Origin of the sequence: Streptomyces sp. NPDC007863 (genome assembly GCF_040633895.1) — a bacterium.
Lineage (GTDB): Bacteria > Actinomycetota > Actinomycetes > Streptomycetales > Streptomycetaceae > Streptomyces.
On the sequence record NZ_JBEYEI010000004.1, the window covers coordinates 289,676 to 302,168 of the forward strand.

Annotated in this window: 12 protein-coding genes; 6 read left to right on the forward strand and 6 right to left on the reverse strand. The window is 72.6% G+C overall.

Annotation, left to right across the window (positions count from 1 at the left end; genetic code table 11):
• Position 1 precedes the first annotated feature (1 nt).
• The 4 genes from ABZ621_RS08555 to ABZ621_RS08570 form a co-directional block, all read right to left on the reverse strand.
• Positions 2–1,840, reverse strand: coding sequence for a cellulose synthase catalytic subunit (locus ABZ621_RS08555; RefSeq protein WP_360602055.1), 1,839 nt, complete (start codon positions 1,838–1,840; stop codon positions 2–4).
• 91 nt (positions 1,841–1,931) lie between these two features.
• On the reverse strand, positions 1,932–2,609 hold the full coding sequence (locus ABZ621_RS08560; RefSeq protein WP_360602057.1) for a TetR/AcrR family transcriptional regulator: 678 nt from the start codon (positions 2,607–2,609) through the stop codon (positions 1,932–1,934).
• Between the two features lie 242 nt (positions 2,610–2,851).
• Positions 2,852–3,145, reverse strand: a complete 294-nt coding sequence (locus ABZ621_RS08565; protein ID WP_360602059.1) for an MTH1187 family thiamine-binding protein — start codon at positions 3,143–3,145, stop codon at positions 2,852–2,854.
• Entirely contained in the window at positions 3,142–3,495 is a 354-nt protein-coding gene (locus ABZ621_RS08570) for a DUF3817 domain-containing protein (RefSeq protein ID WP_360602061.1), read from the reverse strand. The genes ABZ621_RS08565 and ABZ621_RS08570 overlap by 4 nt, the downstream gene beginning before the upstream one ends.
• A gap of 135 nt (positions 3,496–3,630) precedes the next feature.
• On the opposite strand from ABZ621_RS08570, the gene ABZ621_RS08575 reads away from it, so the two are divergent.
• From ABZ621_RS08575 to ABZ621_RS08590, 4 genes are all read left to right on the forward strand, one after another.
• The gene (locus ABZ621_RS08575; protein WP_360602063.1) at positions 3,631–4,269 is read left to right on the forward strand and encodes an AIM24 family protein; all 639 of its coding nucleotides are present in this window, start codon (positions 3,631–3,633) and stop codon (positions 4,267–4,269) included.
• Between the two features lie 88 nt (positions 4,270–4,357).
• Positions 4,358–5,008 carry an AIM24 family protein gene (locus ABZ621_RS08580; protein ID WP_360602065.1) on the forward strand — a complete coding sequence of 217 codons (651 nt, stop codon included), beginning with the start codon at positions 4,358–4,360 and terminating at the stop codon, positions 5,006–5,008.
• Complete coding sequence (locus tag ABZ621_RS08585; RefSeq protein WP_360602067.1) at positions 5,005–5,790, forward strand: AIM24 family protein; 786 nt, start codon at positions 5,005–5,007, stop codon at positions 5,788–5,790. Before ABZ621_RS08580 ends, ABZ621_RS08585 begins: the two co-directional genes overlap by 4 nt.
• Before the next feature lie 124 nt (positions 5,791–5,914).
• Entirely contained in the window at positions 5,915–6,391 is a 477-nt protein-coding gene (locus tag ABZ621_RS08590) for a MarR family transcriptional regulator (protein ID WP_360602069.1), read from the forward strand.
• 64 nt (positions 6,392–6,455) lie between these two features.
• Here the strand turns inward: ABZ621_RS08590 and meaB are convergent, their stop codons facing one another.
• Entirely contained in the window at positions 6,456–7,412 is a 957-nt protein-coding gene (meaB, locus tag ABZ621_RS08595; protein ID WP_360602071.1) for a methylmalonyl Co-A mutase-associated GTPase MeaB, read from the reverse strand.
• Positions 7,413–7,436: 24 nt separating this feature from the next.
• Complete coding sequence (locus ABZ621_RS08600) at positions 7,437–8,639, reverse strand: acetyl-CoA C-acetyltransferase (RefSeq protein ID WP_360602073.1); 1,203 nt, start codon at positions 8,637–8,639, stop codon at positions 7,437–7,439.
• A gap of 137 nt (positions 8,640–8,776) precedes the next feature.
• On the opposite strand from ABZ621_RS08600, the gene mce reads away from it, so the two are divergent.
• Both mce and scy read left to right on the forward strand, forming a co-directional pair.
• Positions 8,777–9,229 carry a methylmalonyl-CoA epimerase gene (gene mce, locus ABZ621_RS08605; protein WP_360602075.1) on the forward strand — a complete coding sequence of 151 codons (453 nt, stop codon included), beginning with the start codon at positions 8,777–8,779 and terminating at the stop codon, positions 9,227–9,229.
• Positions 9,230–9,443: 214 nt separating this feature from the next.
• Positions 9,444–12,493: polarized growth protein Scy (gene scy / locus ABZ621_RS08610; RefSeq protein ID WP_360602077.1), on the forward strand; the 3,050-nt coding region annotated here is incomplete at its 3' end.

Genomic DNA, 12,493 nt, shown 5'->3' on the forward strand with positions numbered 1-12,493 from the left:
ATCAGTTCCCTCCGGTCGTCGTGGGCGCGGTGGTCGCGGGCGGGTGCGGGGGCAGGGGCGGGAACGTCGGCAGCGGCGGTACGGTGCGCAGCTCGATCCCCGTGCGGGCGATGGTGAGGCGGCGGTCGCGGGTCCGGGCGCGGGCCCGTTCGCGCAGCGTCCGGGCGCGCCGGTCGCGCAGCAGGGTCCAGGCCCACACGGTGACCGGGGCGAGCGTGATGACGAGGGCGAGGACCGCCCACGTGCGCATGGCCGCGTGGGTGTGGTCGAAGTGGACCGAGGCCGCCAGGGAGGCGACGAGGACGACCGCCCAGTAGAGGTGGATGCGGAAGGTGAGGACGCGGTCGGGGCTGGCGGAGCCGCCCTTGGGGGTGACGACGAAGCGGCCGCGGGTGCGCAGGAGCGCGGAGCCGAGGGACTTGAGGTAGACGGGCGCGGAGAGCGCGGACATCACCATGCCGGCGAGGCCGCCGGAGCCCTCGGGTTCGTGCGGGGAGACGTTGTGGCGGCGGTTCCAGAGGTAGAGGCCGATCTGGAGGGCGACGGCGTCGCTGTAGATCATGAGCCAGACCTGGGAGGAGACCTGGGTGCCGGAGGCGCCGAGCCACAGGTAGAGGACGCAGCTGAGGATGCCGAGCAGCCAGTTCACGGCCGTCATGGGGTAGTAGACGAGCATGAGCGTGTAGTTGAGGAGGCGGCCGGGCGGCATGCTGAACGGCGCCTTCCAGTACTGCTTGAGGATCGTCTCGTACGTCCCCCGGGACCAGCGGAGCTGCTGGGTGAAGAAGTCGGTCCAGGAGGCCGGGCCCTCGCCGACGGCGAGGACGTCGGGGGTGTAGACGGAGCGCCAGCGCCGGCCGGTGGCCGGGTTCTTGCGGCGGTGCAGCTCGAAGCCGGTGGCCATGTCCTCGGTGATGGAGTCGTACAGGCCGCCGACCTGCTTGAGGGCGGAGATCCGGACGACGTTGTTGGTGCCGACGAACATGGGGGCGCGGTAGCGGTTCCCGGCGCGCTGGATGAGCGCGTGGAAGAGGAACTGCTGGGACTCGGCGGCCTTGGTGACGGCGCCGGTGTAGTTGCCGTAGACCTGGGGGCCGACGACGAAGGCGACGTCGGGGTCGCGGAAGTAGCCGAGCATCCGCTCCAGGAAGTCCGGGAGCGGGACGTGGTCGGTGTCGACGGAGGCGAAGCAGTCGTAGGCGTCGCCGTGCATGGCGAGCCAGGCGTTGTAGTTGCCGTGCTTGGTCCTGGCCTTGTGGACGCCCTTCTTCCGGTTCCACTCGGGCACGCCGGCCCGGGTGAAGTGGCGGACGCCGAGTTCGGCGCAGAGGGCCTTGGCCTCGTCGCTGTCGCCCTCGTCGAGGAGCCACACGTGCAGGGTGCCGTCGTGCCGGATGCGGACGGCGGCCTCCAGGGTGGCCCGCACCATGGCGAGGGGTTCCTTGCCGGGCACGTAGGTGGTGAGGAAGGCGACCCGGGTGCCCTTCTCCGGGTACACCGGGACGGGGTCGCGGGCGACCATGGTGGCGTGGGCGATCGAGGTGACGTTCACCAGCATGAAGAAGCAGATGAGGCCGATCGACACGAGCATCACCGTGTCGTACGGCACCCGCCAGGTGTCGTCGCCCTCGCGGACGGTCCAGTGGGTGGGCCAGACCAGGTAGGCGAGGAGCACCGCGGAGAGCAGCGGCGCGAGCGCCATGAGGAGGACGGCTCGTATTCGGTGCGGCTCCTTCGAGAGCAGACTCGTGTACTGCACCCGGTACTCCGCCGCGTCCGGTTCCGTGAGGGGACCGGCGAGTCGGCTGTAGGTGTCGTAGTCGTAGCCTCCCGGCCGCACGGTGCCTCCAGCTGTCGTCGATCGGGTCGATATCCCCACAAAAAGGGACACCGTCCGGCGTGTCGACTGGAGTACTCCGAGTGAGGGCGTTCTACCGCCCGCGTCCACCCGATCGACGCAGCGCGTACGTGACCGCCTTCCGCGCCACGGGGTTCAGCTCGTCCACGGCGGCGAGGAGCGCGCCGAGCTGTTCCAGGGCGGTGAGCGCGGCGTCGGCGCCGTCCGGGTCGACGCCTTCGTAGAGTTCGAGGCCGATGAAGGAGGCGGCGACGGCGCGGGCGAGGCCGGCCGGGTCGGTGACGCCGTCCAGCGGGGTGCCGGCGAGGACCCGCCGCAGCACGCCCTCGATCTCCTCGGCCCACAGGTCGAGCCCGGCGGCGGTGGCCGGGGCGAGCCGGGGGTGGGTCTGGGCGCCGGCGAGCAGCTGGGCGAGGACGGCGACGTGTCCGGCGTCCCGCTCCTCGGCGTGCATGGCCCGTCCGAAGGCGAGCAGTTCGGTGAGGCAGGTGACGGCCCGGAGCCGGTCGCGGTGGCGGGCCACCCGCTGCTCGGCGCCCCGCCGGCAGGCGGCGGCGAGCAGCTCGTCGACGGACCCGAAGTGATAGAAGACGAGCGCCTGGTTGACCCCGGCGGCGGCCGCGACGGTCCGCGCGGAGGCGCCGGCGATGCCGTGCTCGACGAGCGCCCGCAGGGCCCCGTCGAGCAGCTTCTCGCGGGTCTCCCGCCCCTTGCCGTCCCGCGCCCCCCGGGGCTTCTCCTCCCCGCTCACACCCGCCCCTCCTCGCCTGCGCGGCGCGCCGCGGGCCCGGTGGCGCTCCCCCGCGGAGACACCGGGCCGGCGGCGGCCGGGAACGGGGATGCCCGGTGGCGTCCCACGGCCACTCCCCCGCTTCGAGCGATCTTGAGCGATCGCTCAAGGAGGACGTTAACCGATGTTGAGCACCCGCTCAAAGTCCCGGTGGGCAGCACAAAGCCCCTGGCCGGGCGGCCAGGGGCTCGGGCGGGGCGGGCTCAGCCGCCGAGGTGGCGCTCCACCGTCTCGACCTTGGCGGTGAGGCCGTCGGTGACGCCGGGCCGGATGTCGGCCTTGAGGACGACGGAGACGCGCGGGGCGCGCGCCTCGACGGCGGCGACGGCCCGCTTCACGACGTCCATGACCTCGTCCCACTCCCCCTCGATGGACGTGAACATGGCGTCGGTGCGGTTCGGAAGGCCGGACTCGCGGACGACGCGGACGGCGTCGGCGACGTACTCGCCGACCTCCTCGCCCACGCCGAGCGGGGTGACGGAGAAGGCGACGATCACGCGTTCACCTTGCCCTCGGCGGCCTCGGCGCGGGCGCGGGAGGCGATGACGGCGGCCTCCGCCTCGCGCTTCAGCTTGCGGTCGGCGAAGAAGCCGCCGAAGGGCACGACGGAGAGCAGGAAGTAGACGGCCGCGGTGCCGAAGCTCCACTTGGTGCGGTTCCAGGCGTCCAGCCAGAAGAGCACGTAGAGGACGAAGAGGATGCCGTGGACCGCGCCCATGACCGGGACCGCGTTGAAGTCCGTGGTCCGCTTGAGCACCGAGCAGACCAGCAGGAGCAGGAACGACACGGCCTCGGGCGCGGAGACGAGCCGGAGGCGGTGGAGGGAGGAAGCGGTCTTGAGGTCCACGGAGGGTCACCTTCGTTCGAGCCGATGAACAAGCTGCCGGGCGCGATCTTGTGAACGGATGCACAAGGGTGGGCGGGTCCATTGTGCACGGCGACTTTGCTGTCTCTTTATCCGGGTCCCCGCTACCTTCGACCGGTGGCTACGTTCCGACTCCAAGGCAGCAAGGTGCTCGCCGTGACGATGACCGGCGACGCCGTCAAGGCGAAGAACGGCTCGATGGTCGCCTACGACGGGCAGATGGCGTTCAAGAAGATGAGCGGCGGCGGGGAGGGCCTGCGCGGCATGGTCACCCGCCGCCTGACGGGCGAACAGATGGAGGTGATGGAGGTCAAGGGCCAGGGGACCTGCTGGTTCGCCGACCGGGCCTCCGAGATCAACCTCGTCCAGCTGCACGGCGACAAGCTGTGGGTGGAGGCGAGCAACCTGCTCTGCGCCGACGCGGGGCTGCGCACCGGCACGACCTTCACGGGAATGCGCGGCGGCGCGACCGGCAACGGCCTCTTCACCACCACGGTGGAGGGCACCGGACAGGCCGCGATCATGTCCGACGGCCCGGCGGTGGTGCTCCGGGTGACCCCGCAGTACCCGCTGTCGGTCGACCCGGGCGCGTACGTCGCCCACCAGGGCAACCTCCAGCAGCACTTCCAGTCGGGTGTGACCTTCCGCACGCTGCTGGGCGAGGGCGGCGGCGAGGCCTTCCAGATCCGCTTCGAGGGCGACGGGCTCGTCTACGTCCAGCCCAGCGAGCGGAACACGATCGGCGGTGACGTGTGAGCGTCGCACGCGCGGCCACCGGGCCGCAGAAGAAGACGATGCCCGCACCGGCGCGCCGTGCGGGCGGAGAAGCGAACGAGGCGACCTGATGCCCTTCCGCGAGATCAACTCGAAGATGGTCGAGGCGACCGTCGTCCCGGGGCAGCGCCTCTTCAGCCAGCGCGGCGCCATGCTCGCGTACCGCGGGGACGTCAGGTTCACGCCGAACATGGCGGGCGGCCAGGGCGGTCTGATGTCGATGATCGGCCGCCGGGTGGCCGGCGAGGCGACGCCGCTGATGACCGTGGAGGGCAGCGGCACGGTGATGTTCGGGCACGGCGGCCACCACATCCAGGTGATCACGCTGAGCGGCGACACCCTGTACGTGGAGGCGGACCGGCTGCTCGCCTTCGACGGCACCCTGGAGCAGGGCACGATGTTCATGGGCTCGCAGGGCGGGGTCATGGGCATGGTCCGCGGCCAGGTCACCGGCCAGGGCCTCTTCACCACCACCCTGAAGGGCCGCGGCGCGGTGGCGGTCATGGCCCACGGCGGGGTCGTCGAGCTGCCCATCACCCCGGGCCGCCCGGTCCACGTCGACCCGCAGGCGTACGTCGCCCACCACGGCGACGTACGCAACAAGCTCTCGACGGCGCTGGGCTGGCGCGACATGGTGGGCCGCGGCTCGGGCGAGGCATTCCAGCTGGAGCTGAGCGGCAGCGGTGCGGTGTACGTCCAGGCGTCGGAGGAGAAGCTGTGAGCACCCCTGTCATCCACGATCCGCAGACCCTGCCGTCGGACGACAACGTCAACGCGTACACCTTCTGCGTGGAGCTCAAGGGCTCCCCTTGGTTCCTGCAGAAGGGGAAGATGATCGCCTACTACGGGCGGATCGAGTTCAACGGCATCGGCCACGGGCGGCTCGACCGGCTGGTGCGGACCGCCTTCCACTCGCCGCTGCACGCGAGCGACTGGGTGGTGGCCGAGGGCTCCGGGAAGATGCTGCTCGCGGACCGGGCCTTCGACGTGAACTCGTTCGACCTGGACGAGGGCAATCTGACGATCCGTTCGGGGAACCTGCTGGCCTACCAGCCGACGCTGGCGCTGAAGCAGTCGATCGTGCCGGGTTTCGTGACGCTGATCGGAACCGGGAAGTTCGTGGCCGCGTCCAACGGTCCGGTGGTCTTCATGGAGCCGCCGCTTCGGGTGGACCCGCAGGCGCTGGTCGGCTGGGCGGACTGCCCGTCCCCCTGTCACCATTACGACCACGCCTACCTGACGGGCGTGATGGGCGGCGTACGCGCCCTGACCGGCATCGGGGGCTCCTCGGGCGAGGAGCACCAGTTCGAGTTCGTCGGCGCGGGCACGGTGCTGCTCCAGTCGACGGAGCTGCTGATGGCGGAGCGGGCGACCGGCGCGCCGCCGGCGCAGGCGGGGGTGCCGGGCGGGCATGGTGCGCACGGTTCCGGCCAGGCGGCGCAGGGGGCGGTACCGCGCCTTCCCGGCCAGCTCGGCGACCTGCAGCGGCGCTTCGGGCTGTGAGCGGTAGTCTGCGGAGCGTGACGCCTTCGAACGGCCGCGCGGGGACCGCGGCCGGTCCGGCGGGTGCCGTGCGTCACCCCGCAGATTTCGTCAAGTATTCAACTTCTTAGGTAGAATCCACTCTATGGACACCGAGACGGCCACCCCCTGGCTCACCGACGCCGAGCAGTGCGCGTGGCGCACCTTCCTCGACGTCCAGCGAATGCTGACGCACCAGCTGGAGCGCGACCTCCAGCCCTTCGGCCTGACCATGAACGACTACGAGATCCTCGTCAATCTCTCGGAGTCCGCCGAGCGCCGGCTCCGGATGAGCGACCTCGCCGCCGCCACCCTCCAGTCCAAGAGCCGCCTCTCCCATCAGATCACCCGGATGGAGAACGCCGGCCTGGTCCAGCGGGTCAACTGCGAGTCCGACCGCCGCGGCCTCTACGCGGTGCTCACCGACGAGGGCATGGAGACCATGCGCAAGGTCGCCCCGCACCACGTGGAGTCGGTCCGCGACCACTTCATCGACCGGCTCTCCCCCGAGGCGCTCGGCGACCTCCACGAGTCGCTCAAGCCGATCGCCGAGCGGCTGCGCGGCAAGCGCGGCAAGCCGTGACCTGACAGATCCACGGAAAAGGGCCTCCCCGGACGGGGAGGCCCTTTTCCGTCGTTCCCGGCGCTCAGTTGCCGGTCAGGCTCGCCAGGAGCTCGTCGGAGGCCGCGTACGGGTCGAGCGCGCCGGTCGCGATCCGCTCGGCCAGCGCGTCGAGCCGCCGGTCCCCGTGCAGGTCGCCGATCCGCTCGCGCAGCGCCGTGATGGTGATGGTCTCCACCTCGCGGGCCGCCCGGGCCTTGCGGCGCTCCGCCAGGACCCCGTGCTCCTCCATCCAGGCCCGGTGCTTCTCCAGGGCCTCCACGACCTCGTCCACGCCCTCGCCGCGTGCCGCGACCGTCTTCACGATCGGCGGCCGCCAGTCGCCGGGGCCTCGGGCCTCGCCGAGGCCCAGCATGTGGTTGAGCTCGCGGGCGGTGGCGTCGGCGCCGTCCCGGTCGGCCTTGTTGACCACGTACACGTCGCCGATCTCCAGGATGCCCGCCTTCGCGGCCTGGATGCCGTCGCCCATGCCCGGAGCGAGCAGCACCACCGAGGTGTCCGCCTGCCCGGCGATCTCCACCTCGGACTGGCCGACGCCGACGGTCTCCACCAGGATCACCTCGCAGCCGGCCGCGTCGAGGACCCGGATGGCCTGCGGGGCGGCCCAGGCGAGGCCGCCCAGGTGGCCGCGGGTGGCCATCGAGCGGATGTAGACGCCCGGGTCGGAGGCGTGCTCCGACATCCGGACCCGGTCGCCGAGGAGCGCGCCGCCGCTGAACGGCGAGGACGGGTCGACGGCGAGCACGCCGACCCGCTTCCCGGCCTTGCGGTACGCGGTCACCAGCGCCGAGGTCGACGTGGACTTGCCGACGCCGGGCGAGCCGGTCAGGCCCACCACGTAGGCGTTGCCGGTGAGCGGGGCCAGCGCCGCCATCACCTCGCGCAGCTGCGGGGACGCCCCCTCCACGAGCGAGATCAGCCGGGCCACGGCCCGCGGCCTGCCCTCCCGTGCCTGGGCGACCAGTGCGGGGACGTCCACCATGCTGCCTTCTCCTGTCGGAAGTGCTTACTTGCCGGCCACGCGGATGATCAGCGCGTCGCCCTGGCCGCCGCCGCCGCAGAGCGCGGCCGCGCCGACGCCGCCGCCGCGCCGCTTGAGCTCCAGGGCGAGGTGGAGCACCACGCGGGCGCCGGACATGCCGATCGGGTGGCCGAGCGCGATGGCGCCGCCGTTGACGTTCACCTTTTCCGGGGACACGCCGAGGTCCTTCATGGACTGTACGGCGACCGCGGCGAAGGCCTCGTTGATCTCGATCAGGTCGAGGTCGTCGACGGTCAGGCCGTCCTTCTCCAAGGCGTGCCGGATGGCGTTGGACGGCTGCGACTGGAGGGAGTTGTCCGGGCCGGCCACGTTGCCGTGGGCGCCGATCTCGGCGATCCACTCCAGGCCGAGCTCCTCCGCCTTGGCCTTGCTCATCACGACCACGGCGGCGGCGCCGTCGGAGATCTGCGAGGAGGTGCCAGCGGTGATGGTGCCGTCCTTGGCGAAGGCCGGGCGGAGCTTGCCGAGGGACTCGACGGTCGTCTCGGCGCGGACGCCCTCGTCCTTCGAGAAGACGACAGGCTCGCCCTTGCGCTGCGGGATCTCGACCGGGGTGATCTCGGCCTCGAAGACGCCGTTCTTCTGCGCGGCGGCGGCGCGCTGGTGCGACAGCGCGGCGATCTCGTCCTGGGAGGCGCGGTCGATGCCGAGGCGGGTGTTGTGCTTCTCGGTGGACTCGCCCATGGCGATGTTCTCGAAGGCGTCGGTGAGGCCGTCGTACGCCATCGCGTCGAGCATCTCGATCGCGCCGTACTTGAAGCCCTCGCGGGACTTCGGCAGCAGGTGCGGGGCGTTGGTCATGGACTCCTGGCCGCCGGCCACGACGATGTCGAACTCACCGGCGCGGATCAGCTGGTCGGCGAGCGCGATGGCGTCCAGACCCGACAGACACACCTTGTTGATGGTGAGGGCGGGGACGTTCATCGGGATGCCGGCCTTGACGGCGGCCTGGCGGGCGGGGATCTGCCCGGCGCCGGCCTGCAGCACCTGGCCCATGATCACGTACTGCACCTGGTCGCCGCCGATGCCGGCCCGGTCCAGGGCCGCCTTGATGGCGAAACCGCCGAGGTCGGCGCCGGAGAAGGACTTGAGCGAGCCGAGCAGACGACCCATGGGCGTGCGGGCGCCCGCGACGATCACTGAGGTGGTACCGGTCGTTCCAGACATGAGGCACAGCCCCTTGGGATGAGGAGTGAACGAGGGTTTACCGCCAATGTACTGAGCGGTGCGGCGCGCGGTCACCGGCCTGCCGGTGTGACGGCGCGCACGTTGCGTAACCACCCCCGCCAGGGTGGACTGGAGCCATGCTGACGCGTATCGACCACATCGGGATCGCCTGCTTCGACCTGGACAAGACCGTCGAGTTCTACCGTGCCACGTACGGCTTCGAGGTCTACCACTCGGAGGTCAACGAGGAGCAGGGCGTCCGCGAGGCCATGCTGCGGATCAACGCCACGGACGACGGCGGCGCCTCCTACCTCCAGCTCCTCGAACCCACCCGCGAGGACTCGGCGGTCGGCAAGTGGCTGGCCAAGAACGGCGAGGGCGTCCACCACATCGCCTTCGGCACCGCGGACGTCGACGGGGACGCCGAGGCCATCCGCGGCAAGGGCGTCCGGGTCCTCTACGACGAGCCCCGGACCGGCTCCATGGGCTCCCGGATCACCTTCCTCCACCCCAAGGACTGTCACGGCGTCCTCACCGAACTCGTCACCTCCGCGCCCGCTTCCGCTGACCACTCCTCAACGGAGCACTGACCTCCGTATTCCCGGCCCGGTAGAGTGGGCGGCTCCGGGCCGGGGCCGGTCGGGGCCGCTTCGCGCGGCGCCGTAGTCGGGATGTCGGGGTCGTCCGATCTGTCACGATTCCCCGGGGGGCCGTTCTGTCGGGTGAACGGTGCTCGTCGGAACGTCGCGACCAGGGGTCGGGGTCTCCCCCGCTCGCAGGGCTCGGGGAAGGATGGACCGCGCGGTGCGGGGCTACGAACGGCAGGAGAGCCACCGGGCTGAAGACGACCACCTCTCGCGGTTCGAAGCCGAGATGGACCGGCTGAAGAAGGAACGAGAGAAGGCCGTCCAGCACGCCGAGGACCTGGGGTACCAGGTCGAGGTCTTGCGTGCCAAGCTCCACGAGGCGCGGCGGACCATCGCGTCCCGTCCCGCCTACGACAGCGCGGACATCGGGTACCAGGCCGAGCAGTTGCTGCGCAACGCGCAGGCGCAGGCCGAGCAGCTCCGCCAGGACGCCGAGCGGGAGCTGCGCGAGGCCCGGGCACAGACCCAGCGGATCCTCCAGGAGCACGCCGAGCACCAGGCCCGGCTGCAGGCCGAGCTCCACAACGAGGCCGTGCAGCGCCGCCAGCAGCTCGACCAGGAGCTGAACGAGCGCCGCCAGACCGTCGAGGCCCACGTCAACGAGAACGTGGCCTGGGCCGAGCAGCTGCGCGCCCGCACCGAGTCCCAGGCCCGCCGGCTGATGGACGAGGCCCGCGCCGAGGCCGAGCAGTCGATCACCGCCGCCCGCGCCGAGGCCACCCGGCTCACCGAGGAGACCGGCCGCCGCGTCGGCGCCGAGGCGGAGGCCGCCCGCGCCGAGGCCGAAGCGATTCTGCTGCGCGCCCGCAAGGACGCCGAGCGGCTGATGACGGCCGCCTCCACCCAGGCCCAGGAGGCCACCGGCCACGCCGAGCAGCTGCGCACCTCCGCCGTCGCCGAGACCGACCAGGCCCGCCGCCAGGCCACCGAGCTGACCCGCGCCGCCGAGCAGCGGATGCAGGAGGCCGAGGAGAAGCTGCGGCAGGCCCGCGCCGAGGCCGACAAGGCCCTCGCGGAGGCCAAGGAGTCCGCCGCCAAGACGCTGGCCTCCGCCGACTCCGTCAACGAGCAGCGCACCCGTACCGCCAAGTCGGAGATCGCCCGCCTCGTCGGCGAGGCCACCGAGAAGGCCGAGCAGCTCAAGGCCGAGGCCGAGGAGAAGCTCCGCGAGGCCACCGCCCACACCGAGAAGGTCTTCGCCGAGGCCACCGAGAAGGCCCGCGCCAGCGCCGCCGAGGACTCGGCCGCCGCGCTCGCCAAGGCCGCCCGGGGCGCCGAGGAGATCCTCAGCAAGGCCTCCGAGGACGCCGCCGAGACCACCCGCAAGGCCTCCGAGGAGGCCGAGCGGATCCGCCGCGAGGCCGAGACCGAGGCCGACCGGCTGCGCTCCCGCGCCGAGGAGCAGGCCGACGAGCTGCTCGGCTCGGCGAAGGACGACACCAAGGAGTACCGGGCCAAGACGGTCGAGCTCCAGGAGGAGGCCCGGCGGCTGCGCGGCGAGGCCGAGCAGCTGCGCGCCGAGGCCATCGCCGAGGGCGAGCGGATCCGCGGCGAGGCCCGCCGCGAGGCCGTCCAGCAGATCGAGGAGGCGGCGAAGACCGCCGAGGAGCTGCTGACCAAGGCCAAGGCCGACGCCGACGAGCTGCGCTCCAGCGCCGGCGCGGAGAGCGAGAAGGTCCGGTCGGAGGCGATGGAGCGCGCCCAGACGCTCCGGACCCAGGCCGAGGAGACCCTGGAGCGGACCCGCGCGGAGGCCGAGCGGCTGCGCGCCGAGTCCGAGGAGCAGGCCGAGGCGGTACGGGAGTCCGCCGAGAAGGCCGCCGCCGAGCTGCGCGCGGAGGCCGAGCGGGCCGCCGAGGCGCGCCGTGCCGAGGCCGCCGAGGAGCTGACCCGGCTGCACACCGACGCCGAGGCGAAGGTGGCGGCGGCCGGACAGGAGCTGACCGACGCCCGGGCCGAGGGCGAGCGGATCCGGCGGGAGGCCGCCGAGGAGACCGAGCGGCTGCGCGCGGAGGGCGCCGAGCGGATCAGGACCCTGTCGGAGCAGGCCGAGCAGGAGGCCGAGCGGCTGCGGTCGGAGGCCTCGGCGGACGCGACGGCGGCCCGTGCCGAGGCCGAGGCGACCGCGCAGCGGCTGACTTCCGAGGCGGAGAGCGAGGCCGAGCGGCTGCGCTCCGAGGCGCAGGAGACGGCCGGCCGGGTGCGGGCGGAGGCCGCGGCCGCCGCCGAGCGGGTGGCCGCCGAGGCCGCCGAGGCGCTGGCCGCCGCGCAGGAGGAGGCCGTCCGGCGCCGCCGGGAGGCCGAGGAGACGCTGGAGTCGGCCCGTTCCGAGGCCGGCCGGGAGCGCGAGCACGCCCGCGAGCAGTCCGAGGAGCTCCTGGCCGCCGCCCGCAAGCGGGTGGAGGAGGCGCAGGCCGAGGCGCAGCGCCTGGTCGAGGAGGCGGACGCGCGGGCGACCGAGATGGTCGGCGCCGCCTCGCGAGCCGCGCAGGAGCTCCGCGACTCGGTCGCCGGGCTGCGCGAGCAGGCCGAGGAGGAGATCGCCGGGCTGCGCTCGGCCGCGGAGCACGCGGCGGAGCGGACCCGGACCGAGGCGCAGGAGGAGGCGGACCGGGTCCGCGCCGACGCGTACGAGGAGCGGGAGCGGGCCTCGGAGGACGCGGCCCGCACGCGGACGCGTGCCCAGGAGGAGTCCGAGGCGGCGAAGGCGCTGGCCGAGCGGACCGTCGGGGACGCGATCGCGGAGGCGGAGAAGCTCCGTACGGACACCGCCGAGTACGCCCAGCGGGTGCGCACCGAGGCGACGGACGCGCTGGCCTCGGCCGAGCAGGACGCGGCCCGCACCCGGGCCGACGCCCGGGACGACGCCAACCGGATCCGTTCGGAGGCGGCCGAGAAGGCCGAGGGCGTGGTCGGCGAGGCGAAGGCCGAGGCGGGCCGGATCGGCGCGGAGGCCGAGCGGGTCCTCGACGAAGCCCGGCAGGCGGCGGACAAGCGCCGCCAGGACGCCGCCGAACAGGCCGACAGCCTCATCGGCGAAGCCACCACCGAAGCCGAACGCATCGCGGCAGAGGCCTCCCAGGTCCTCGACGAAGCCCGGCAGGCCGCCGACAAGCGCCGCCAGGACGCCGCCGAACAGGCCGACAGCCTCATCGGCGAAGCCACCACCGAAGCCGAACGCATCGCGGCAGAGGCCTCCCAGGTCGT